A 23618-nucleotide genomic window follows, 5' to 3' on the forward strand; every position below is an offset into this window, starting at 1 on the left:
CTGCGAGCCGGTCAGGCGTCCCGGAGCAGCTCGGCGGCCAGCGCCCGGGTGACGGGACGGCCGAGCCGCAGGGCTTCGCTGTCGAGCAGCTCGATGGCGCGGCGGGCGGCGGCCGAGGACCGTTCCAGGCGGGTGGCGAGGTAGCCGACCACGCTCTCGTCCACATTGAGCTGGCGGTCGGCGCAGAACTTGACGATGAGGCCGCGGAACAGCTGGTCGTCGGGCGGCAGCAGCGTGACCACCGGAACGGCGCGCAGGCGCGAGCGCAGGTCGCGCAGCTCGATCTGAAGCGCGGCCGGTGCCTCGCGCCCGGTGAAGAGGACGTAGGCGCCGTCCTCGCGGGCGAGATTCATCAGGTGAAACAGGGCGCGCTCGTCGAAGTCCCCAGCCTTGAGATCCTCGACCACCAGCGCGCCGGTAGCGAGCGCGCCGGGCACGGCCGCCGCGGTCAGCGCACTGGCGGTGGTCGAACGGGCGCCAGCGTCCTCGGCCCAGATCGCGGCGAGATGGCTCTTGCCGCTGCCCTCCGGGCCCGCCAGCCACATGATCCGGTTCGGCCATTCCGGCCAGCTGTCGATCAGGCCGAGACCGGCCGCGTTGGCGGGGCCTTCGAGGAAGTTGTCCCGGCTGAGGCTCTCCGCATGCGGAAGTGCAAACGCCAATTGTCGGGGATGAACGCGGCCTGCCACGCTTGCTTTGCTCCATGCCGGCGCGCCGGCCGGTTCGAAGAGAATTCGATTTGATCGAGCGGAGATGGCCTTTACGAGGCCGCTTCCACTTTCATTTGGCCTCGATCGTGCTCATGTGCCGCAGCCACTCGACGAGATAGAGCGACACGGAGGAGAGCGTGAGGACCGTGACGAGACCCATCAGGATGATATCATAGGGCGCGGGCTTGAAGCCGAAGGCAAGCGCCGCCAGCACCAGGGCTGCGAACGCCACTTGCGCGACCGTGTTGAGCTTGGACACTTTCGACGGCTTCATCTCGACCGGCCGGTCGAACAGCCAGGACACGATCACGGCGGCGACGATCATGATGTCGCGCGAGACCACCAGGATCACGATCCAGCGCGGGATCGCGCCCCAGATGCCGAGCGCCATGTAGATCGAGACCAGCAGCGCCTTGTCGGCGAGCGGATCGAGCAGGGCGCCCAGCTCGCTCGTCATGTTGAAGCGCTTGGCCAAGAACCCGTCCACGGCATCGCTGATGCCGGCGATGAGGAAGACGGCGAACGCGACCTCCATTTGGCTCGATACGATGGCCCAGACGATGATCGGGACCAGCATGATGCGGCCCAGGGTAATGATGTTTGGAATACTCACGCAGCGCTTCCCGGCACCGGTTCTGACCTCAAATCCGGCCCGTTGCAGGCTGAACCGGTTGATATGTCTACATAGTATAGCGGGGAGCGCCATGCGAGCCATTGCGCGTCCCCGGAATTCGACGTAACCAGCCGCAAACCCACTGGAAATCGGGCATGACCGACCGCAAAAACGGCCTCACTTACGCCGATTCAGGCGTCGATATCGACGCGGGCAACCGCCTGGTCGACCTGATCAAGCCGATGGTGCGCGCCACCGCACGGCCGGGCGCCGATGCCGAGATCGGCGGCTTCGGCGGCCTGTTCGACCTCAAGGCGGCCGGCTTCAAGGATCCGGTCCTCGTGGCCGCGACCGACGGCGTCGGGACCAAGGTCAAGATCGCGATCGAGACCGGGCTGCATGGCGGCATCGGCATCGACCTCGTCGCCATGAGCGTCAACGACCTCGTGGTGCAGGGCGCCGAGCCGCTGTTTTTCCTGGACTATTTCGCCTGCGGCAAGCTCGACCCCGAGGCCACTGCGGCGATCGTCGCAGGCGTTGCAGAAGGATGCCGCGAATCCGGCTGCGCGCTGATCGGCGGGGAAACCGCCGAGATGCCCGGCCTCTACAAGGACGGCGACTACGACCTCGGCGGCTTTGCCGTCGGCGCCGCCGAGCGCGGTACGTTGCTGCCGCGAAAGGACATCGCCGCGGGCGATGCCGTGATCGGTCTCGCTTCGTCCGGCGTGCATTCCAACGGCTTCTCGCTGGTCCGCAAGATCGTCGAACAGTCGGGCCTCAGCTTCGAGGCGCAGGCGCCGTTCGCGCCGGTGATGACGCTCGGCGGCGCGCTGCTGACGCCGACCAGGCTGTACGTCAAATCCTGCCTGCGCGTTATCCGGGAGACCGGCGCGGTGAAGGGGCTCGCCCACATTACCGGCGGCGGCTTCACCGACAACATCCCGCGCGTGCTGCCCAAGCACCTCGGCGTCGGCATCGATCTGGCACGCCTGCCGGTGCTGCCGGTGTTCAAATGGCTGGCCGCGCAGGCCGGCATTGCCGAGCTGGAAATGCTGCGCACCTTTAATTGCGGCATCGGCATGATCGCGATCGTCGAGCCCGACAAGGTCGACAAGGTGATCGAGGTCTTCACCGACGCCGGCGAGACCGTGGCGCAGCTCGGCACCGTGATTCCGGCCGAGGGCGAGCACCGCGTCGTCTATAACGGCCATCTCGACATGGCGCTGTGATGAAGCGCCGCGTCGCCATCCTGATTTCCGGGCGCGGCTCCAACATGGCCGCGCTGATCAGGGCAGCCGCTGCCGCCGATTTTCCGGCGGAGATATCGCTCGTCATCTCCAACAAGGCCGATGCGCTCGGCCTCGAACGTGCCCGGGCGGGCGGCGTGACCACGGAGGTGATCGAGAGCAAGCCGTTCGGCAAGGACCGCGCCGGCTTCGAGAAGGAGCTGCAGGCGGCGCTCGACAAGCACGGCATCGAGCTGATTTGTCTGGGCGGCTTCATGCGCCTGTTCACGGCCGAGTTCACAAAAGCCTGGTATGGGCGGATGCTCAACATCCATCCGTCGCTGCTGCCGTCGTTCCCCGGCCTCGACCCGCACGGCCAGGCCCTGCGCGCGGGCGTCAAGCTGTCCGGCGCGACGGTGCACTTCGTCATCCCCGAGACCGATGCCGGCCCGATCGTGATGCAGGGCGCGGTTCCCGTCAGCGACCACGACACCGCGGAGACGCTGTCCGAGCGAATCCTCGAGGTCGAGCACCGCATCTATCCCGAGGCGCTGCGGCTGCTCGCGACCGGCAAGGTCCGGATCGAGGGCGATGTCTGCAAGACGGCGGGAAGCGCGGCGTCGGAGAATTTCTTGGTTGCGCCGGTGGTGCGCTGAAGAGCCGCCCCGTCCCGTCATTGCGAGGAGCTCTTGCGACGAAGCAATCCAGAATCGCTCCGCGGAAAGATTCTGGATTGCTTCGCTTCGCTCGCAATGACGGAATATGTGGCGCGTGCGAGCCGAACCATGAACCTACGCGCAACGGGCGAGCCCCAAACAAGATCCCCCGGCAGAGCCGGGGGCAACGTCATGATCGCTCGCTTGCCGCGAGAGACATCAGGAAACCTTGAGGTTCTCCGCGGACGACTTGCCGCGGTTCTCCACGAGGTCGAATTCAACCACCTGGTTCTCGTTGAGGGTGGAGAGTCCGGCACGCTCGACCGCGGAGATGTGGACGAACACGTCCTTGTCGCCGCCGTTCGGCTTGATGAACCCATAGCCCTTGGTCGGGTTGAACCATTTGACGGTGCCCTTTTGCGGCATCGCTCGTCTCCTCCACTAGATATAAAAAAGACGCGGCCGCTTTTCGCGTGCCACGCCACAAACGGTCTTCCGGAAGTCTGTTCGAGTCTTGAGGCGCAATGTCGCGAAACGCACAGCCAAGCGGCCAATTCCGATTGTGACCGATATTGCAACATGAAAATCGTCGCCTAGCAAGCCACGCGGGGATTTCAAGACCAGGCCAGCTGCCTTCAAGCGCAATTTGCGACCTGTGGCAGCAGAACCACAATCAGTGCAATAGCCTTGGCCGTCATGCGCCGACCGGTTGACCCCTCGTGGCAGTTCGGCACAAATCGCCGCTAGCGCCGCAGACCGTGTTGCATTTTTGCGCGCCGCCACTTCGCTACGGGATTCATGGTCATGCGCTGCGCCGCGCAGCTCTCCGGGACACGGCAGGCGATCGGGCTGGACCGCGTCCGCCGGATCGCCGCTGCGCTTGCGATGGCGTTTGCGCTGGTCGTGACCATGGCGGCGGTGAGCCCCAGCTTCGCGCAAAGCCCGACGCCGACACCCACCCCGACGCCCACGCCGTCGCCAACGCCGATTCCGTCGCCGACCTCGACCAATCAGGATCGGTCAGCCGGCAACAGCGCGCTCAATCTCGGCTCGGGCTTTCTGGAGCGGCTCGGCAACCAGGCATCCGGCGGCGTCAACCGGGCGTTCCGCACCAATCCGGGCGGCGGCGGTGCCTCGGCCGGCACGGAAGATCCCCGCTACCGCACCTGGTTCGAGGGCTACGGCCTCTCGGTCCGGACCGATGCGCAAGGCGATTTCGTCGGCGACAAGCGCAAGACCTTTGGCGGCGTCGCCGGTTTCGGCGCGCGGCTCGCACCCGGCGTCAACATCGGATTCTCGGTCGACCACAGCCACACCGACATCGACGTGCCGCTGGCTCTGCAATCCGCAACGCTCGACCTGACCCAGCTCGGCTTCAGCGGCTCGGTCGACAGGGGCCCGTGGACCTGGGCCTTTGCGGTGGTGCACGGCTTCGGCAAGGTCCATTCCAGCCGCGACACCGGCCTTGGCCTTGCGACCGCGGGCTATCGCGCCGCCGTCGACGGCGCGCTGACCGAGATCAGCTATTACTGGACCAAGGACCAGATGCGCATCGTGCCGAAGGGCGCGCTGGAATATGTGCGCGCCACCAGCGCCGCGTTCAGTGAGTCCGGCGGGCTCGATCCGCTCAGCGTCGGCGCGACGGCGCTCTCGCGCGCGCGCATCATGATCGGGGCGGAGATCGGCCGCTACTTCATTATCGACCAGAAGATCCTGGACCTCTCGGCCTACGGCAAGTTCGTCGACAATTTCCATCAGGACCTGGGATCCATCCAGGTCAGCCTGGGCGCCCAGAACATCATCGTTCCCGGCATCGGCGAGAGCCGTTACGGCGCGGATGCCGGTGCCTCGGCTTCGCTCAGCCTGACCAACGTGGCTCGGCTCTACGTCAATTACGACGGCAAGTTCCGCAACGAGCTCACCTCGCACCAGGGCACAATCGGCTTCGAATACAAATGGTGAGCTGACGCTCGCCTGCGTTCAGGTCGGCGCCGTCGCCACATATCCGGTCAAGCCAAAGCCCTCGCGCGCCGCCGTCATCATCGGCACCAGCGCGTTCGGATGGATGAACTCGTCGCGGAAGCAGGGATAGGTCCTGGGATCGAAGATCTTCTTCAGCCAGTCGACCACGATCTTGTGGCGCTCGGAGGTGCGAAACTCCTTGTGATAGGTGAGCCAGAGATCGGCGTGGTGGCTGACGCCGAGGTCGACGGCAACGAGCGGCGCGCCGAGCGCAGTCGACACCGTCGGCAGGAAGCCGATGCCGGCGCCGCGCTCCACCGCATAGAGCACGCCCACCGACGAATTGGTCTTGATCCCGACGATGCCCTCGAGCGACTTCAGCCCGAGCACGCGGGCATAGGCGCCGTCGTCGACCTGCGGCGCGCTCTGCTTGATGATGCGGTGGTTGTTCAATTCGGCGAGCGTTGCCGGCACGCCGTAGAGGCTTTCATATTCCTTGGAGACGAAGGGATAGATATGAAGGCGGCCGAGCTTGGCGACGATCAGATCCGGATTGGTCGGCGGCTCGAGCTGGATTGCGATGTCGGATTCGAGCCTCGCGACGTCGGCCTGCTCCATTGCGCAGCGCAGATCGACGGTGATCTTGCGGTAGGTCTTCTGGAAATCGATCAGCCGCGGCAGGATCCAGAAATTGCCGGGGCCTTCCGTCACGGCGACGCGCACGGTGCCCGAGGTGTCGTTCGATGTCCGGGCGGCGCGGCGGAAGACGTTGAAGGCGTGACGCTCCATATGCGTGACGTCGGCGATCATCGCGTTGCCTTCATCGCTGAGCGTAAGCCCGCTCTGGTCGCGCAGGAACAGCTTGCAGCCGATGCTCTCCTCGAGCCGGTCGACGCGGCGCATCAGCGTTGTGGAGGTGAGGCCGAGCTCTTCGGCGGCATTCCGAAAACTTTTATATTTTGCGCACGCTAAAAACAGCTTCAAATCATCCCAGGACGTGCCCAGGGCTTCTTCACGGTGCTGCATCATCGCAGCACCCCGGTGCAATAACTGCTGCATACTCCTGATCCCCAACCGCTAAGCTCGTCGTCATAGCGGGGCATGAAAGCCTTGAACGATAGAGGCGTGATATGAGTATGGAAAGGGGCTCGTTTGCCGCAAGACACGATTTCGATGCCCTGCCTCTGAGCCCGGACATCGACGTCCGCTGTGCGCAATTTTCCGAAATTGAGGCGCTTTCGGAGATGGCGCACCGGCTGGTGCCGGGCGTGCAGATTGGGACGGCGGAGCTTGCCAAATATTACCTTTTCGATCCCCAGAGCATCCTGACATTCAGCCGCAAAGGCAAGCTCGTCGGCGGCATGGCGTTCCTGTTCCTCAATGATCGCGGACACGACGCGCTGCTGCTCGACGAGATTTGCCTCACTGCGCCGGAGACGCGCTATCTCGCAGCGGCGGACGACGACGTCGCCGCCATCTACATCTGGGCGATCGCGGCGACGGGCCGCGGCATCGTCGGTCTCGGCAAGGCCGCGGCGCATCTGCGGCAGATAAGGTTTCGCAGTGCGGACTGCTATGCGCAGCCGTCAACGGTGGCTGGACGCGACATCATGAAGGCGACAGGCTTTGCACCTGTTCCGAGCTTTCAACCCGACCTTTGGTGCTACGAGCGGCCCTGGCATCGACGGCCGCTGCGCATGCCGGGTGCGATCATCCAATCAAGGAGCTTTGCAGATGCACGGTACTAGGATTCCTGTCGCCACGCCCTGTTCCCGCGCCATCACCATCCGCCTCGCGCGCGACCCAAGCGATCTCATGCTGGTGACCGCCATCCGCTCGGCGGTCTATCTCGCCGAGCAGGATTGTCCGTTCGAGGAGGAGTTCGACGGCAACGACATGGTCGCCGCGCATTTCATCGGCTTCGTCGGCAACGAGCCTGCGGGCTGCCTGCGGGTGCGCTTCTTCGGCGATTTCGCCAAGGTGGAGCGGCTTGCGGTGCGTCACCAATATCGGCGCTCCCGCGTCTCCTTCAAGCTGGTGCAGGCCAGCGTCGATTATGTGAAGCGCAAGGGCTTTCGCAAGATCTACGGCCAGGCGCAGGACCGGCTGGTCGATTTCTGGGCCCATTTCGGCGCCAAGCCGCTCGGTCACAACCGCAAGATCACCTTCTCGGATTTCTCCTACACGGAGATGCTGCTGGAGGTCGAGCCGGGCCCGGACGCCATCACGCTCGACAGCGATCCCTATGTGATCATCCGTCCCGAGGGCGATTGGGACCGGCCTGGCGTGCTCGATGCGTCGGCCGGGCGGGCAGTGACCTCACCGCTGCGGGACCTCGCTCTCGCCGACCGCTGAAATAGGTGCAGCTGCGCGCAACACGATGCTGGTTTCCATGCACGATGATCCGCCGATCCTGGTCTGTGCGGATCTTCAGGTCGAGTACCTGACCCCCGGCCGCCGCCACGTCATCCGTGACGGCGATGCGACGATGGCGCGCTGCCTGGAACTTCTGACGCTGTGGCGCAGCAATCTGTGGCCGGTGATGCATCTGAAGCGCATCGCGCAGGCGGCCTGGTTCAATCCGTCATCCAGGCTGACCGATTGGATCGCAGAGGCCAGGCCACGGCCGGGCGAGATGACGTTCGAGCACCCGCTGCCGTCCGCCTACAGCTCGTCGCGGTTTGTCGGCCACATGTCCGCTATCGGCGCCATGCGCTGCATTCTGGTCGGCTTTTCCCTGGACGAGACCATCCTGGCCACCGCCGTCGAGGGGTTTCACCGCAGCCATCGCTACCATGTGATCGATGACGCCGTGGCTTGCCGGCAGCCGGGCACGGACGATGCCGCCGCCTACCGGCATGCGGTAGTGAATGTCATCGCGAATTTTGCTACAATCCAGTCCAGCGCCGAACTGATCAGAACCAGCGGCGCCGTCGCGGTGTAGGCGTCCGCGGCCGGTCGATGGGGTTGAGAATTGTCGCGGGGAGACGAGCTCAAGGAGCTGGTGAGCGATCTGTCGCATGCCGCCGAGAAGGCGCGCAGGCTGGGGCTGCCCACGACGGTCTACTTGCTCTCGATGGCGCTGGTGGAGGTGAGGGAAGCCGTTGCCGCCAGCGACGAAGGGGACGACGGCGGCGCGGCGTGAAAGCTGCCCGGCCCGGCTTCTGCGATCCGTGGTGCCGTCATGTGCGGCTTTGTGCATCCCTGCTGAGCGCTTGCCGCCGACGAATTGGCGTTGCAAGTTTCGCGTCGTGGCAATAGCCACGTACTCAAGACAAGCAGTTGCCATCGAGTGATGACGCCGGCCGAGCCGGCGGCGTGACGCTTTCAAGGATCTTCGCAAATGTCCATGCTGCCCAATTCGCAAGAGGCCCGGGATGTAGCCTATCAGCTCCATCCCTACACCAATGCGCGCACCCATCAGCAGGCCGGTCCCCTGGTGATCGAGCGCGGCGAGGGGCCCTATGTCTTCGACGCGTCGGGCAAGCGCTATTTCGAAGCGATGGCGGGCCTGTGGAGCGTCGGGCTCGGCTTCAACGAGAAGCGGCTGGTCGAGGCGGCGTACAAGCAGATGCAGGCGCTGCCGTTCTACCACACCTTCTCCGCCAAATCGCACGGTCCCTCGATCGACCTCGCCGAGAAGCTGGTCGCGCTCGCGCCTGTACCGATGAGCAAGGTGTTCTTCACCAATTCCGGCTCGGAAGCGAACGACACGGTGTTGAAGCTGATCGCCTATCGCTCCAATGCGCTTGGCCAGCCCCAGCGCAAGAAGGTGATCAGCCGCCTGCGTGCCTATCACGGCGTCACCATCGCATCCGCCAGCCTGACGGGCCTGCCGAACAACCACCGCTCCTTCGACCTGCCGCTGCCGAACATCCTGCATACGGGCTCGCCGCACTTTTATAAGGACGGTGCCCCCGGCGAGAGCGAGGAAGCCTTCGCCACGCGCCGGGCCGAGGAGCTCGACGCGCTGATCCAGAAGGAGGAGCCGGATACGATCGCGGCTTTCTTCGGCGAGCCGGTGATGGGGGCGGGCGGCGTCGTCGTGCCGCCGGCGACCTACTGGGACAAGATCCAGAAGGTGCTGAAGAAGTACGACATTCTCCTGGTCGCCGACGAGGTAATCTGCGGCTTCGGCCGCACCGGCAAGATGTTCGGCTGCGAGACTTACGGCATCGAGCCGGACGCGATGGTGGTCTCCAAGCAGATCACCTCGAGCTATTTCCCGCTGTCGGCGATCATCCTGAACGACCGCATGTTCGAGCCGATCGCGGACGAGAGCAACAAGATCGGCGTGCTCGGCCACGGCTTCACCGCCGGCGGCCATCCCGTCGGCTCGGCGATTGCGCTGGAAAACCTCAAGATCATCGAGGAGCGCGGCCTTGTCGCCCACGCGGCCGAGCTCGGCGCCTATATGCAGGGCCGCTTGCGTGAGCTTACGAGCCACCCGCTGGTCGGCGAGGTCCGCGGCGTCGGCATGATCGCCGCGCTCGAGCTCGTGCTCGACAAGGGGCGCAAGACCGCCGCCAGCACGCCGGGCGCCGTCGGCGGCATCGCCAGCCGCATGCTCCAGGAGCGCGGCGTGATCTCGCGCAACATGCTCGATGCCATCGCCATCTGCCCGCCGTTGATCACGACCAAGGCCCAGATCGACGAATTGGTGGACGCAATCTCCGGCGTGCTGAACGACATGAAGAGCGAAGTGGCGAAGCTGACGCCGGCGTAGGGGCTCTCTCCCCGTCATTGCGAGGAGCCCTTGCGACGAAGCAATCCAGACTGCCACTGCGGAAAGATTCTGGATTGCTTCGCTGCGCTCAATGACGCTGTGGAAACAGCGGCCGCCTACGCCCGCTGCACCCCGATCACGCGGCCCTTCTCGATCGCCAGCGCCAGCTCGCCGCGCTTGAGCTTCAAGGCGGCGTCGCCGAACAGCTCGCGGCGCCAGCCGCGCAAGGCGGGGACGTCGGCCTCATCGTCCGCCGCGATCTCTTCGAGATCGTCGACGGTCGCGATCACCTTGCTTGCGACTGCGTGGCGTTCGGCGGTCATCCGCAAGAGCACCTTCAAAAGCTCGACGATGGCCGCGCCGTTGGAATTGTTGCGCGGTTTCTCCAGCTTGGGCAGCTTCGTGAAGTCCCTCGCGAGCCCACGCTCGACCGCGGCGATGATGTCCGCGCCCCATTTGGACTTCTCGAACCCCTTCGGCACCGAGCGCAGATGCGCGAGCTTCTCCAGCGTGGTCGGCGCGTGGGTCGCGATGTCGGTGACGGCTTCGTCGCGCAGCACGCGGCCGCGCGGCACGTCGCGGCTCTGCGCCTCCTGCTCGCGCCAGGCCGCGACCTCCATCAGCACCGCGAGGTCCTTGGGCTTGCGGACCCGCGTCTTCAGCCGTTCCCAGGCGCGCTCGGGGTGGAAGTCATAGGTGCGGGGCGAGGTCAGGACCTCCATCTCGATGGAGACCCATTCGCTGCGGCGGCGCTTCTTCAGGTCGGCGTCGAGCGCGGCGAAGACGTCGCGCAAATGGGTGACGTCGGATACAGCGTAATGCATCTGCTCCTTGGTCAGCGGCCGGCGCGACCAGTCGGTGAAGCGGTGGGTCTTGTCCGGGCGGTGGCCGGTGACCTTCTCGACCAGCGCGTCATAGGCGATGCTGTCGCCGTAGCCGAGCACCATCGCAGCGACCTGGGTGTCGAACACCGGGTGCGGGATGATGCCCGCCTGGTGCCAGATGATCTCGATGTCCTGGCGGGCGGCGTGAAACACCTTCAGCACGCCCTCGTTGCCCATCAGCTCGAAGAACGGCTTGAGATCGATCCCCTCGGCCAGGGCGTCGATAACCACGGCTTCCTCGGCGCTGGCCATCTGCACCACGCACAGCAGCGGGTAATAAGTGGTCTCGCGCAGGAACTCGGTATCGACTGTGATGACGGGGTGCTTGGCCAGCCGGCTGCAGGCAGCCGCGAGGTCAGCGGTGGTGGTAATCAAATCCATGAACGGCCCATGACACTGAATACAGCCGTTCTGCCGAAAGTGCTGTGATGTCAAGGGGCTCTAAGCGAATTCGAGCCTTGCATCGGGCCGGAATCGTCCCTTTCCGACCAAATTCCTATTCGTAACGGACCCGCTGCGAGGGTTTTCGCGCGCAGGGCAGCGCCACCACGATCACGCACATGGCGACCAGCGCCAGTCCCAGGAACTCGAAAACCAACAGATCCACGGCGAAATCTCCAGAAACATGGATAGATTTGTCGGGGCTGCGTTGAGGGTCTGTTAATTGCGATGGTTACCGGCGGCGGGCCGGGAGCGGATGGTGGATGGAGGGTTAATGGCGCGCCGCAGCCATGGTCATGCCATCAGCTTCGGCAGGCCGGCCGCGAGCATGTCCACGGCCGCGCGCACCTTCGGCGGCAGCCGGGGCGAGCGCGGCCAGAGCGCGTGGCACTCGTAGAGGAATTGCGGCTGACGGCTGAAGAGACTGACGAGCGCACCAGTATCGAGGCGCTCGCGGACCAGCCAATAGGGTAGCCACGCAAGGCCCATGCCTTGCGCCGCGGCATCGGCAATCGCCTCCAGATCGTCGAACCTCAGCCGGCCCGATGGCATGATCTCGCGCGGAATGCCGCCCTCCTGCGGAAACAGCCACGGCCGGACACGCCCCGAGCCGCGATAGATGATCGCTTGATGGTTGGCGAGATCGTCGAGCGATTTCGGCTTGCCGCTCGTGCGCAAATACGACCGCGCACCACACACCACCATGCGCTGGCTTGCGATGCGCCGCGCGATCAGACCGGACTGGTCGTCGAGATCGCCAGTCCGGATTGCCAGATCGTAGCCGGCCTCGACGATGTCGGCGATCGGATCGCCGAACGAGAGGTCGAGCTCGAGATGCGAATGTTTCCGCGCCAGCCTCACCAACAAGGGCGCGATGCAGTGCCGTCCCAGCAGGGCCGGCATGGTCACACGCAGTCGGCCGCGCGGCTCCGACAACTGGTCGGCAACGACGCTATCTGCGGCTTCGGCCTCGCTCAGCACCGCGCGGCAGCGTTCGTAATAGGCCTGGCCGGCGTCGGTCAGGCTCTGGCGCCGCGTGGTGCGGTTGAGGAGCCGTGCACCGAGGCGTTCTTCGAGGAAACGGACGTGCTTGCCCACCATCGGCCCCGACATCTCCAGGGCGTCGGCCGCGGCCGCGAAAGAGCCGAGGTCGACGGCCCTGACGAACACGGCCATGCTGGTCAGGCGGTCCATGATTGAAAACTCCTGGTTTCGACTGTTCAGTTGTTTGAGCGATTTATTCCTTTCGCGCGGACCGGCATAGCTCCATTCGGTTCAACTGTTTTGGAGTGCATCCATGGCCCGCGCCGTTCGCTTTCATCACCATGGTGGTCCCGACGTGCTGCGCATCGAGACCGTCGATGTCCCGCCGCCGGCATCGGGCGAGGTGCAGATTAGGGTCAGGGCACTCGGCCTCAACCGCGCCGAGGCCCTGTTGCGAAGGGGGACCTATATCGAGCGCGCGACTTTTCCGTCGGGGCTGGGCCTGGAGGCGACAGGCATCGTCGAAGCGGTCGGGGATGATGTGACCAGCTTTGTGCCAGGAGATGTCGTGAGCATCGTGCCGCCTCTGTCGATGGTGCGATGGCCGGCCTATGCCGAGCTCGCGACGTTTCCGGCCGAACTCGTCGTGAAACATCCGCCGGAGCTCGGCTTCGAAACGGCGGCTGCCGTGTGGATGCAGTATCTGACGGCCTACGGCGCTTTGGTTGATATCGCCCGACTTGGCCGAGGCGACGTCGTTGCCATCACCGCGGCATCCAGCAGCGTCGGAATCGCGGCCATTCAGATTGCGAACCGGGTCGGCGCGACGGCGGTCGCGCTGACACGGACCTCGGGCAAGATTGGGCCTTTGCGCGATGCCGGCGCTGCCCATGTCGTCGCCTCGGACGAAGACGATATTCGGGCGCGGCTGGAGGCGATCGCCGGATCAAACGGGGTCCGCGTCGTCTTCGACGCCGTCGGCGGTCCCGCGTTCGAGCCGCTGACCGCGGCGATGTCGCCGGGCGGAATCCTGATCGAATACGGCGGATTGAGTCCCGAGCCGACGCCGTTTCCGCTTCTCAACGTGTTGACCAAGAGCCTGGTGTTGCGCGGCTATCTCGTGCACGAGATCACCCGCGATCCCGTGCGCCTTGCGCAGGCAAAGGCGTTCATTCTCGACGGGCTGTCGGATCGCACGTTGCAGCCGGTCATCGCCAGGACGTTCCGGTTCGAGGACATCGTCGAAGCGCATCGCTTCCTGGAGTCGAACGATCAGTTCGGCAAAATCGTGGTGACGATCTGATGAGGGGACCGTAGAGCCTGTGAGCCAATTCGTTTTGTTTCGGCTTCGGCATCAAGGGGTGGTATCGCCCCTTGATGGGGGAAGCCGGCGGCGTCAGGCTGTTGGTTATCTATGCTTTTGCGAGACGATGCCCTTGCAGGATGTTGTTGGTGAGGGCGTACCAGAGCACGACGGCACGGACCTTCTCGATGCCGCGCACGGTCAGTTGCCTGAGGTCCCAGTTGCGCCAGCGGGCATGGATGCATTCGCAGATGGTACGGGCCTGGTACTGTGCCTTGCCGGCTTCGCTGGCCATGCGAGCACGCCAGGCCGCTATGCCAGGACCGTCGCTGCTCCGGGGTAAGAAGGGATCGACACCGCTCCTGGATTGGGGCGGTGGACAGTAAACCTCGATGCCCTCGCCATGCGCCCATTCGATGTCGTCGCCAGTGCAGAACCCGCCATCGGCGAGGTAGCGGCGTGGCAAGCGCTTCAGCCGAGCGCGCGTTCGCTCCAGCATCGGGCGCATCAAGCCACGATCTGAGCCGCTGTTGTCGACATCGATCGCGACCACGATCAGTTCGCCAGCCGCGCTAGCCACCTGCACATTATAGGCCGGACGGAAGCCGGCATCGGCCATCTTCATCACCCTGGCCTGCGGGTCGGTGGTGGAGGCCCGAGGCTCCTTCGGCTTCTTGCCATTGCCGCCCTTGTCGTCGAGCTGTTTTCGCTTGCGCTTGATCTCGGCCAGCGCGGCCTGCGCGGCTTGCACCCGCTCGCTGCGTTCGCGCGCCGCCCGCTCTTTGGCGGCCCGGATCCGCCGATTGCTGGCTTCCGGGTCCGCATCGACCTCGCGCTTGAGCTCTTCCACAATGGCCTCGGCCTGCGCCATCTGCCGATCCAGCGTCGCCTCCCGCCGGAAAGATCCGGTCCCGGCATTCGCTCGTATCCGCACCCCGTCCTGGGTCAGCTTCTCCAGATCGACCAGCCCTGCCTCGTTCAGGGCCACCAGATGTTCAACCAGCAAACGGTCGAGCAAGTCGGCACAGCCGACCCGGAAGTCCGACAGCCCGTGATGGTTCAACGACACGCCACCGCAGAGCCAGCGGTAGACGTCGTGGCTGTCGCAGAGCCGGTCCAGCGCCCGCGCGCTGCCAACGGCATCGCTCGCGGCGTACAGCCAAAGCGCCAGCAACAACCGTGGCGATGGCGCCGGATGGCCCGGCCTGTTTTCCCGTGCCTTGACGCGATCTTCCAGCTCGCTCAGGTCCAGCCCTTCGACATAAGCCCAGATCACCCGCGCTGGATGATCCTGCCCGATCAGGCTGTCGATATCGACCGCTCGCAATTCGACCTGATTGCGCACAGGCTCGCGCAGCCGAGGTGCGCCTTGCGGCACCGCTTCGGTTCGTGCCGACTGCTCCGGCAATTCACCAAAAAGTCCGTCGTCAGCCATCATCCTCTCCAGCAGATCAGTCTGCCCAGAGAATCACATTCGTCTGACGCGCGGTACAAAAGATTCACAGTCTCGTAGGGTGGATTAGCCGAAGGCGTAATCCACCGCTGTCCATATCCGCAGACGCGGAAGAGGTGGGTTACGCTGCGCGAACTGCGCTTCGCGCCTCGCGCAGCTAACCCACCCTACGACGAATCAGGGCAGCTTCAGCGACGTCTCCGCATTGTACGGCTTCAGCGTCTCGTCGGCGGCCTTCTGGGCGGCGGCGAGGGCTTCCTTCGGCTGCTTCTTGCCGTTGAGGACCAGCATCACCTCGTCCTCGAGGTTCTTGCGCACCGGGACGGTCTTGTAGGTCGCAAACCACGGCTTTGCGACGTCGAGCTGCTCGACAGCGGTCTTGGCGTCCGGGTTCTTGCCCAGGAATTCGACCATCTCGGGCGTCTTGTAGGCGGCCATGTTTGGCGCGAAATAGCCGGTGGCGCGGCTCCACCAGCCGCTCTTCTCCGGCGAGGTCATCCACTTGATCAGCGTCCAGGCGGCCTTCTGCTTGTCGGCCTCGAGGCCGGCCGGCATGATCAGTGAGGCGCCGCCGATCGGCACCGCGTTGCGGACGTTGCGCGGAATGAAGGCGACCTTGTAGGCGAACTTGGCGTTGTTGCGCACGTAGGTGAGCGAGCCCGTCGACAGCATCATCATCGCGGCATTGCCCGAGATGAAGGAGGTGCTGACGGCAGGGCCGGGCGTGGCGCCGGGCGTATGCACCTTGTGCTTATAGATCAGGTCGTTCCACCAGGAGAGCGCGCCCAGCATCGAGGGCGTGTCGTAATAGACCTCGCCGCCGAACTCCTCGTTGTAGTAGCGCCCGCCATTGCTCATGGTGAGCGTTTCCATCATCCAGCCGCAATAGTCGTAGGCGCAGGGGATCGCGATGCCCCATTGGGTCACCTTGTCGCCCTCGCGCTTGGTCAGCTTCTTGGCCCAGTCGGTGAGCTCGGCCCAGGTCTGCGGCGGCTTGCTCGGATCAAGGCCGGCTTCCTTGGCCTTGTCGGCGTTGATGTAGAGCAGCGGCGTCGAATTGTGGAAGGGCACGCCGTAGACCGAGCGGTTGATCACCGCGTTGCCTTGCAGCGCCGGGAAGAACTGGCCGAGGAACTGCTCCTTGGTGATGCCGTCCGCCTTGATCAGCGCATCGAGGTTGGTGAGCTCGTTCTCGATCTGCATGTCGAGCAGGAAGTTCGCCGACATGATCACGGCTGCCGGCGGCTTGCCGGCCTTGATCGCGGCGCGCGTCTTGATCAGCGTGTCGTCGTAGGAGCCGGTGTAGACCGCGGTCGCCTTGACGTCGGGATGGGTCTCGTTGAACTCCTTGATCAAGGTGCCCATGTCGCGGGCGAGCTTGCCGTCGACGGGGACGGGGAAGAACAGGTCGACCTCGGTCGGACCTTCGCCGGCGAGAGCCGGAAAGGCGAGGGCGCCTGCCATTGAGCCGGCCATGGCGAGGCCAAGCACGATCCTGCGGGAGAACAGCATCGGAAAATCTCCTATTTGATGCCTGAGGTGACGAAAGAGCTGATGAAGCGTTTCTGGAAGATCAGGAAGGCGACGAGCAGCGGCGCGATCACCATCAGCGTACCCGCGGCGATGGTGCCCCAGGCCTGCGTGCCTTCGGCGGTCTTGGTGAAGACGGAGAGGCCGACCGTGAGCGGCCGCTTGTCCGGCGAATTGATCACCATCAGCGGCCACAGGAAGTCGTTCCAGTGGCTGGTCACGGAGATGATGGCGAAGGCCGAGAAGCTCGGCATCGACAGCGGCACGTAGATGTGGCGGATGCGCTGGAACAGGCCGGCGCCGTCGATCAGGGCGGCGTCTTCCAGCTCGGTCGGAATGGCTTCGAACGCCTGGCGCATCAGGAAAGTGCCGAAGGCCGAGGCGAAGAACGGCATCATCACGCCGGTGAGCGTGTCGTATAGGCCGAGCTGCGCCACCAGCGACAGGTTCGGCACGATCAGCAGCACCGGCACCAGCATCAGCTGCATCAGGAACAAATAGAAGATCAGCGTCTTGCCGGCGAATTCCAGGCGCGCGAAGGCAAAGCCGGCCAGCGTGATCGCGACGAACTGCACCAGGAGGATGCCGGTGCAGATGATCGTGGTGTTGATCGTGTAGCGCGGGAAATCGCCGATTTCCCAGGCATCCCTGATATTGTCGAGCGTCGGCTTCAGGCTCGGCATCAGTTCGGCCATCGTGTTGATGCCGTCGGAGGCCGGGCGCAGCGTCGCAACGCCCATCCACAGGAACGGGATGAGCCAGACGATCGCGAGCAGCACTGTCAGCGCAAAGCCGAGCTTGGGCGTGATCTCGCCGCGGGTGGCGAGCGGAGCGTCCTTCCACAGCGTATCGATCAGCTTCATGGCCCGCCCTCGCGGTTGGCCATCGTGCGGAAGGACAGCGCGGTGAGGCCCATCAGCGCGGCGAGCGTCAGCAGCGTCGCCGCCGAGGCCTTGCCGATGTCGTAATGCTCGACCGCCTGCTGGTAGATGTAGAACAGCACGAGGTTGGTCGCGTTGGACGGCCCGCCCTGGGTCATAACGAAGACGTGGTCGACCTGCGTCACCGCGTTCAGCGTGGCGATGACGGTGACGAACAGGAAGGTGGGCTTGAGCTCCGGCAGGATGATGTGGCGCAGGCGCATGTAAGGCCCGGCGCCATCGAGATGCGCCGCCTCCATCACATCCTCGGGCACGGCCTGGAGGCCGGCGAGGAAGAACAGCATGTAATAGCCGGCATTCTTCCAGATCGTGATGACCATGATGGCGTAGAGCGCGATGTCGGGGTCGCCGAGCCAGTTCGGCAGCACCGGAAGCAGCCGGCCGATGTAATAATCGAGCAGGCCGACATTCGGCAGGAAGATGAACAGGAACAGCGCGGAGGCTGCGACCATCGGGATCAGCACCGGCAGGAACAGCGCGGCGCGCAGCGCGCTGTTCACGGCGTGGGTGCGTGACAGCGCCAGCGCGAACAACAGCGCAAGTCCGATGCTCGGCACCGCCGTGCCGACGGCGTAGATCAAATTGTTGACGACGGCGCCGGTGAAGGCGGGGTCGGCGAGCACGGCGCTGATATTGTCGAGGCCGACGAAACGCACCGGCGCCTTGGGCGTGGCGCGCTGATAGAGCGCGTCGATGAGGACGCGTCCCATCGCGCCATAGGTGAACAGCGCGAGGAAGACCAGCGAGGGCAACAGCAGCAGATAGGCCGGCAGCGAGGTCTTGAAGCGCTCCATGAACCGCTTCAGGACGTTGAGACGCGGTGCCGCCGACGTCGCGACCGGGAGAGCCGCGGGTTCAGCGAGGCTCATCTCATCGCGCCGGGAAATTGAGTGCATAGTCGCGGCCGTCCACTCCTGCCGGTGGTTCGAAGGGGAAGCGCAGACTTTCGTCGAGGAAATCGTGGCTGTGCACGACGAGGTTCTCGTCGTCGATCAGCACGACGCCATAGGCCGGCGGCTCGTGGCTGGCGAGATGCTCGCTGGCCGCAACGTCGAGCTCGAACCAGACCTGGTGGTTGGTGCCGCGCAACGTCGAGAACGGGATCTTGCCGTAGCTGCCGAAGATCGGCCGGTGCACATGGCCGAAGAACAGGTGGCGGATGCGCGCGCGATAGGGCGCTATCACCTCGGCGAATTCGGCGCTCTGCTTCAGCGCGATTTCGTCCATGGCGTGGACGCCGACCGGGAAGGGCGGATGGTGCATGAACACGACGAATTCTTGCTCGGCGGGGGCGGCCGCGAGCGTATTCGCCAGCCAGCCGAGGCGCTTTGCGCACATCTCGCCGGCATGGCTGGTCTCGTCCAGCGTGTCCAGGAAGACGAACAGGCCATGTTCGGTGGTGCGCGTGCCCTGCACGAAGCCGTTGGCATCGCGCGGCGCGGCCTTCAGCGCGTCGAGGCAGATGACGCGCTTGTCGTGATTGCCGACCATCGCGATGTAGGGAATCTTCAGCGCCGCCATCGCCTCGGCGAAGTTGGCGTAGGACTCAGCCTCGCCCCAATGGGTGAGGTCGCCGGTCACCACGGCGAACGCAGCGTCGGACTGGTGCTTGTTGATGTCGGCAATCGCCGCATCCAGCCGGGCGCGCGGATCGAGCCCGTAGAGCGTCAAGCCGGGGTTCGCGAGGTGCGTGTCGGTGAGGTGGATGAACTTGAAGGGCATGGCGCGCCTAAATCGGGACGGTTGGAGGATCGGCGCCTCCGGCAAGACGGCGCTGCCAGCCCGTTAGAGCGCGTGTGTTTCAGTTTGATGACAGCGGTTCCCGTGTCCACAAGCGCCCGTGTCGTAGGGTGGATTGGCCGAAGGCGTAATCCACCACTGTGAGCCAACCTCAAGTTGTGCTATCGATGGTTGATGCCTGACTATCGCCGCGCATTCATCCCCGGAGGACGCTGGTTCTTCACCGTGAACTTGCTTGATCGGCGGAAATCTCTTTTGACCGAGGAGATCGAGAGCTTGCGGGACGCAGTCGCCGCTACCCGCCGGAGCTATCCTTTCGAGATCGATGCTTTCGTGGTCCTGCCGGATCATCTCCACGCGATCTGGAAGCTGCCGCCGGGCGATGCCAATTTTTCTGGGCGTTGGCGATTGATCAAGGCACGGTTCGTCAAAGCACTCCCGGCGACCGAGCGTCGGAGCGCAGTCCGTGCCGCGCGCAACGAACGCGGTATCTGGCAACGCCGGTTCTGGGAGCATGTCATTCGCGATGAGGCCGACTTCGCTCGCCATGTCGAGTATTGCTACTACAATCCCGTCAAGCACGGGCACGTGTCGAAGGTTTGCGACTGGCCGTACTCGTCGTTTCATCGCGACGTGCGGGCGGGATTGTTTCCGGAGGATTGGGGCGGGGACGTCAGGATCGCAGGCGAGTTCGGTGAGAGGGCATGATCAGCGTCAGTCTGTAGGGTGGATTAGTGAAGCGTAATCCACCTCTTCACTTTCTGCTCGGTGGGAATGTGGTGGATTACGCCTTCGGCTAATCCACCCTACGCACCGAGTTTGTCGCTACGTCCCGCAGAACGTCTGCAGCACCCGCTGGTCCGGCAGCGGCGGATCGGCGTAGGCCGCATACTCTGGCTGATCCTCGTAGGGTCTCGCCAGCACCTTCACCAGTTCCTCGAACGGCGCGTAATCGTCGTCGTTCACGGCGGCCTGGATCACGGCCTCGACGCGGTGGTTGCGCGGGATGAACATGGGATTGACCGCGTGCATGGCCGCTTGCCGCTCGGCGGCGCCTTGCTGTTCCAGCGCGATGCGCGCGCGCCAGCGGCCGGCCCATTCGTCGAAGGCTCCGGGCTCCATGAACTGCGCGCGCACGTCCGCAGCCTCATCACCGGCGGCATCACCCAGCTTGCGGAAGGTGAGGGTGAAGTCGGCCTGGTTCTTGGCCATGGCATCCAGCAGGTCCTGGATCAGCGCTTCGTCGCCGTCACGCTCGGTGAACAGGCCGACCTTTTTGCGCAGGCCGGCCTGATAGGCGGCGCTGAACTGATCGGAGAACGCGCCGAGAATATCCTGCGCCTCGGCGACCGCCTTCTCCTGCTCGTCCGAAAACAGCGGCAGCAGGCATTCGGCGAGCCGGGTCAGATTCCACAGGCCGATGCGCGGCTGGTTGGCATAGGCGTAGCGGCCCATCTCGTCGATCGAGGAAAAGACCTGCGCCGGGTTGTAGGCGTCCATGAAAGCGCAAGGGCCGTAGTCGATGGTCTCGCCCGAGATCGAGCTGTTGTCGGTGTTCATCACGCCATGGATGAAGCCGACCAGCAGCCAGCGCGCGATGAGCTCGGCCTGGCGCGCGACGACTGCGGCGAGCAGGTCGTGATAGGGCCGCTCCGCATGCAGCAGGTCCGGGTAGTGGCGCGTGATGACGTGATCGGCGAGCCGGCGGATCGCCTCGGTGTCGCGGCGGACGGCGAAGAACTGGAAGGTGCCGACGCGGATGTGGCTGGCGGCGACACGGGTCAGCACCGCGCCGGGCAGCGCGGTCTCGCGGATGACGTGCTCGCCGGTGACCACCGCGGCGAGCGAGCGCGTGGTCGGGACGCCCAGCGCATACATGGCTTCGCTGACGATGTATTCGCGTAACACCGGCCCGAGCGCCGCGCGGCCATCGCCGCGGCGGGAGAACGGGGTGGGGCCCGAGCCCTTGAGCTGGATGTCGCGGCGGACGCCGTCCTTGTCGATGACCTCGCCGAGCAGGATTGCGCGGCCGTCGCCGAGCTGCGGCACGAACTGCCCGAACTGGTGGCCGGCATAGGCCATGGCAATGGGATCCGCTCCGGCGGGAACCGTCTTGCCGGCCAGGATCTCGGCACCATCAGGGGTCTCCAGCAGATCGGGATCAAGCCCAAGCTGGACCGCCAGCGGCCGGTTCAGCTTGATCAGCCGGGGCGCGGCGACCGGGGTCGGCGCGACGCGCGCGAAGAAGTTTTCCGGCAGCGCCGAATAGGAGTTCTGGAAGGGGAAATGCACCGTCATGACCTCAAGATAGGGCTGGAACGGGCATCGGCAAAGGCTCCGGGCCCGATAAGCCAAAAATGGGCCCCTGAGGTCCAAATCAGGGCGTTCCCTTGGTTGCCGCCCCCGTCCTGCCGGGGTAAACCCTGCCGCAACTTCGGACCGGCCATCACGGGCCGTTCGATTCGCTTCCTTCAGACATCGATTTTGGGACGACCATGCATCGCTACCGGTCACATACATGCGGCGCGCTCCGCGAGAGCAACATCGGCGAGACCATCCGCCTCTCCGGCTGGGTCCATCGCGTCCGCGACCATGGCGGCGTGCTGTTCATCGATTTGCGCGACCATTACGGCCTGACCCAGTGCGTGGTCGATCCGGACTCGCCGGCTTTCTCGCTGGCCGAAAAGCTGCGCTCGGAATTCGTGGTCAAGATGGACGGCAAGGTCCGCCGCCGCCCCGAAGGCACCGACAACGATGATCTGCCGACCGGCAAGGTCGAGGTCTATGTCAGCGAGATCGAGGTGCTGGGACCGGCCGGCGACCTGCCGCTGCCTGTGTTCGGCGACCAGGAATATCCCGAAGACATCCGCCTGAAGTACCGCTTCCTCGACCTGCGTCGTGAGAAGCTGCACCAGAACATCATGACCCGCGTCGAGATCATCAAGTCGATGCGCCGGCGCATGGAGGGGCAGGGCTTCTTCGAGTTCAACACCCCGATCCTGACCGCGTCCTCGCCGGAGGGCGCACGCGACTTCCTCGTCCCGTCGCGCATCCATCCCGGCAAGTTCTACGCGCTGCCGCAGGCGCCGCAGCAGTACAAGCAGCTGCTGATGATGTCGGGCTTCGACCGCTACTTCCAGATCGCGCCCTGCTTCCGCGACGAGGACCCGCGCGCCGACCGTCTGCCCGGCGAGTTCTACCAGCTTGACGTCGAAATGAGCTTTGTCACGCAGGAAGACGTCTTCGCGGCGATGGAGCCGGTGATCACCGGCGTGTTCGAGGAGTTTGCCAAGGGCAAGCCCGTCACCAAGGGCTGGCGCCGGATTCCGTTTGCGGAGGCCTTGCGCAAATACGGCAGCGACAAGCCGGACCTGCGCAACCCGATCGAGATGCAGGACGTCTCCGAGCATTTCCGCGGAAGCGGCTTCAAGGTCTTCGCCCGCATGCTCGAAGATCCCAAGAACCAGGTCTGGGCGATCCCGGCGCCTGGCGGCGGCAGCCGCGCCTTCTGCGATCGCATGAACTCGTGGGCGCAAGGCGAGGGCCAGCCCGGCCTCGGCTACATCATGTGGCGCGAAGGCGGCGAGGGCGCCGGTCCCCTTGCGAACAACATTGGGCCCGAGCGCACCGCCGCGATCCGCGCACAGCTCGGCGTCAAGGAAGGCGATGCCGCCTTCTTCGTCGCCGGCGATCCCGACAAGTTCTGGAAGTTCTCAGGGCTTGCCCGCAACAAGGTCGGCGAGGAATTGAACCTCACCGACAAGGAGCGGTTCGAGCTCGCCTGGATCGTCGACTTCCCGATGTACGAGTACAACGAGGACGACAAGAAGGTCGACTTCTCGCACAACCCGTTCTCGATGCCGCAGGGCGGCCTGGAGGCGCTGAAGTCGCAGGATCCGCTGACCATCAAGGCGTTCCAGTACGACATCACCTGCAACGGCTACGAGATCGCCTCGGGCGGCATCCGCAACCATGTGCCCGAAGCCATGGTGAAGGCGTTCGAGATCGCAGGTTACGGCGAGCAGGAAGTGGTCGAGCGTTTCGGCGGCATGTACCGCGCCTTCCAGTACGGCGCGCCGCCACATGGCGGCATGGCCGCGGGCGTCGACCGCATCGTGATGCTGCTCTGCGGCACCACCAATCTGCGCGAGATTTCGCTGTTCCCGATGAACCAGCAGGCCATGGACCTCTTGATGGGCGCACCGTCGGAAGCGACGACGAAGCAGCTCCGCGAGCTGCACATCCGGGTGAACCTGCCGCAGAAGTGAAGCTCTTACCTCTCCCTGCTTGTCCCGCCGAAGCTTCAGCGAAGGCGGATGCAGGGAGAGGCCACGCCCTCTCCACATCGTCATTGCGAGCGCAGCGAAGCAATCCAGAATCTTTCCGCGGAAGGACTCTGGATTGCTTCGCTGCGCTCGCAATGACGGGGAGGGATTTTCGCCAGGCCAG

At 64.8% G+C, this 23618-nt stretch carries 23 protein-coding genes; 11 read left to right on the forward strand and 12 right to left on the reverse strand.

Annotation, left to right across the window (positions count from 1 at the left end; all coding sequences use genetic code 11):
* Window positions 1–11: 11 nt before the first annotated feature.
* A complete protein-coding gene (locus N2602_RS17815) occupies window positions 12–689 on the reverse strand; it encodes a DnaA ATPase domain-containing protein (protein ID WP_260383432.1) in 678 nt (225 codons plus the stop codon).
* Between the two features lie 91 nt (window positions 690–780).
* Window positions 781–1323 carry a CDP-alcohol phosphatidyltransferase family protein gene (locus N2602_RS17820; protein ID WP_172786482.1) on the reverse strand — a complete coding sequence of 181 codons (543 nt, stop codon included), beginning with the start codon at window positions 1321–1323 and terminating at the stop codon, window positions 781–783.
* Window positions 1324–1478: 155 nt separating this feature from the next.
* Here N2602_RS17820 and purM point away from each other — a divergent pair, with 155 nt between their 5' ends.
* Window positions 1479–2552 carry a phosphoribosylformylglycinamidine cyclo-ligase gene (purM, locus tag N2602_RS17825; RefSeq protein ID WP_172786483.1) on the forward strand — a complete coding sequence of 358 codons (1074 nt, stop codon included), beginning with the start codon at window positions 1479–1481 and terminating at the stop codon, window positions 2550–2552.
* Window positions 2552–3205: a phosphoribosylglycinamide formyltransferase gene (gene purN, locus N2602_RS17830; RefSeq protein WP_260383433.1), complete on the forward strand. Its 654-nt coding sequence runs from the start codon at window positions 2552–2554 to the stop codon at window positions 3203–3205. The genes purM and purN overlap by 1 nt, the downstream gene beginning before the upstream one ends.
* A gap of 219 nt (window positions 3206–3424) precedes the next feature.
* On the opposite strand, the gene N2602_RS17835 is transcribed toward purN, so the two are convergent.
* Complete coding sequence (locus tag N2602_RS17835) at window positions 3425–3631, reverse strand: cold-shock protein (protein WP_024338088.1); 207 nt, start codon at window positions 3629–3631, stop codon at window positions 3425–3427.
* Between the two features lie 378 nt (window positions 3632–4009).
* Here N2602_RS17835 and N2602_RS17840 point away from each other — a divergent pair, with 378 nt between their 5' ends.
* The gene (locus tag N2602_RS17840) at window positions 4010–5167 is read left to right on the forward strand and encodes an autotransporter outer membrane beta-barrel domain-containing protein (protein WP_260383434.1); all 1158 of its coding nucleotides are present in this window, start codon (window positions 4010–4012) and stop codon (window positions 5165–5167) included.
* Window positions 5168–5185: 18 nt separating this feature from the next.
* Here the strand turns inward: N2602_RS17840 and N2602_RS17845 are convergent, their stop codons facing one another.
* The gene (locus N2602_RS17845; protein ID WP_212257564.1) at window positions 5186–6226 is read right to left on the reverse strand and encodes a LysR family transcriptional regulator; all 1041 of its coding nucleotides are present in this window, start codon (window positions 6224–6226) and stop codon (window positions 5186–5188) included.
* A gap of 71 nt (window positions 6227–6297) precedes the next feature.
* Between N2602_RS17845 and N2602_RS17850 the strand changes: the two genes are divergently transcribed.
* The 5 genes from N2602_RS17850 to N2602_RS17870 all read left to right on the forward strand — a co-directional run bounded on the left by N2602_RS17850 (window position 6298) and on the right by N2602_RS17870 (window position 9893).
* Window positions 6298–6915 carry a hypothetical protein gene (locus tag N2602_RS17850; protein WP_260383435.1) on the forward strand — a complete coding sequence of 206 codons (618 nt, stop codon included), beginning with the start codon at window positions 6298–6300 and terminating at the stop codon, window positions 6913–6915.
* Complete coding sequence (locus tag N2602_RS17855) at window positions 6902–7522, forward strand: GNAT family N-acetyltransferase (protein ID WP_172786488.1); 621 nt, start codon at window positions 6902–6904, stop codon at window positions 7520–7522. Before N2602_RS17850 ends, N2602_RS17855 begins: the two co-directional genes overlap by 14 nt.
* Before the next feature lie 25 nt (window positions 7523–7547).
* Entirely contained in the window at window positions 7548–8111 is a 564-nt protein-coding gene (locus N2602_RS17860; protein ID WP_172786489.1) for an isochorismatase family protein, read from the forward strand.
* A 30-nt stretch (window positions 8112–8141) separates the two neighbouring features.
* The gene (locus N2602_RS17865) at window positions 8142–8312 is read left to right on the forward strand and encodes a hypothetical protein (protein ID WP_212257567.1); all 171 of its coding nucleotides are present in this window, start codon (window positions 8142–8144) and stop codon (window positions 8310–8312) included.
* Between the two features lie 198 nt (window positions 8313–8510).
* A complete protein-coding gene (locus tag N2602_RS17870; RefSeq protein WP_260383436.1) occupies window positions 8511–9893 on the forward strand; it encodes an aspartate aminotransferase family protein in 1383 nt (460 codons plus the stop codon).
* Window positions 9894–10009: 116 nt separating this feature from the next.
* Here N2602_RS17870 and rnd read toward each other — a convergent pair whose 3' ends face one another.
* Together rnd and N2602_RS17880 are read right to left on the reverse strand one after the other, a co-directional pair.
* Window positions 10010–11158 (reverse strand): ribonuclease D, encoded by a 1149-nt coding sequence (rnd, locus tag N2602_RS17875; protein ID WP_172786492.1) that lies wholly within the window; start codon window positions 11156–11158, stop codon window positions 10010–10012.
* A gap of 354 nt (window positions 11159–11512) precedes the next feature.
* Complete coding sequence (locus N2602_RS17880; RefSeq protein WP_260383437.1) at window positions 11513–12412, reverse strand: LysR family transcriptional regulator; 900 nt, start codon at window positions 12410–12412, stop codon at window positions 11513–11515.
* 103 nt (window positions 12413–12515) lie between these two features.
* On the opposite strand from N2602_RS17880, the gene N2602_RS17885 reads away from it, so the two are divergent.
* Window positions 12516–13505, forward strand: a complete 990-nt coding sequence (locus N2602_RS17885; protein WP_260383438.1) for a zinc-dependent alcohol dehydrogenase family protein — start codon at window positions 12516–12518, stop codon at window positions 13503–13505.
* 109 nt (window positions 13506–13614) lie between these two features.
* Here N2602_RS17885 and N2602_RS17890 read toward each other — a convergent pair whose 3' ends face one another.
* From N2602_RS17890 to N2602_RS17910, 5 genes are all read right to left on the reverse strand, one after another.
* A complete protein-coding gene (locus tag N2602_RS17890; RefSeq protein WP_212257604.1) occupies window positions 13615–14943 on the reverse strand; it encodes an IS1182 family transposase in 1329 nt (442 codons plus the stop codon).
* 192 nt (window positions 14944–15135) lie between these two features.
* Window positions 15136–16470, reverse strand: coding sequence for an ABC transporter substrate-binding protein (locus N2602_RS17895; protein ID WP_260383439.1), 1335 nt, complete (start codon window positions 16468–16470; stop codon window positions 15136–15138).
* 11 nt (window positions 16471–16481) lie between these two features.
* Complete coding sequence (locus N2602_RS17900; protein ID WP_260383440.1) at window positions 16482–17351, reverse strand: carbohydrate ABC transporter permease; 870 nt, start codon at window positions 17349–17351, stop codon at window positions 16482–16484.
* Entirely contained in the window at window positions 17348–18298 is a 951-nt protein-coding gene (locus N2602_RS17905; protein ID WP_260383441.1) for a carbohydrate ABC transporter permease, read from the reverse strand. Before N2602_RS17905 ends, N2602_RS17900 begins: the two co-directional genes overlap by 4 nt.
* A gap of 1 nt (window position 18299) precedes the next feature.
* Window positions 18300–19151, reverse strand: coding sequence for a phosphodiesterase (locus N2602_RS17910; protein WP_172786498.1), 852 nt, complete (start codon window positions 19149–19151; stop codon window positions 18300–18302).
* Between the two features lie 192 nt (window positions 19152–19343).
* Between N2602_RS17910 and N2602_RS17915 the strand changes: the two genes are divergently transcribed.
* Window positions 19344–19877, forward strand: coding sequence for an REP-associated tyrosine transposase (locus N2602_RS17915; RefSeq protein ID WP_260383442.1), 534 nt, complete (start codon window positions 19344–19346; stop codon window positions 19875–19877).
* 117 nt (window positions 19878–19994) lie between these two features.
* Here N2602_RS17915 and N2602_RS17920 read toward each other — a convergent pair whose 3' ends face one another.
* A complete protein-coding gene (locus N2602_RS17920) occupies window positions 19995–21467 on the reverse strand; it encodes a YdiU family protein (protein WP_260383443.1) in 1473 nt (490 codons plus the stop codon).
* A gap of 197 nt (window positions 21468–21664) precedes the next feature.
* On the opposite strand from N2602_RS17920, the gene aspS reads away from it, so the two are divergent.
* Entirely contained in the window at window positions 21665–23437 is a 1773-nt protein-coding gene (gene aspS / locus N2602_RS17925; RefSeq protein ID WP_212257576.1) for an aspartate--tRNA ligase, read from the forward strand.
* Window positions 23438–23618 lie beyond the last annotated feature (181 nt).

The sequence above is a fragment of the Bradyrhizobium sp. NC92 genome, assembly GCF_025200865.1.
In the GTDB taxonomy this organism is placed as follows: Bacteria; Pseudomonadota; Alphaproteobacteria; order Rhizobiales; family Xanthobacteraceae; genus Bradyrhizobium.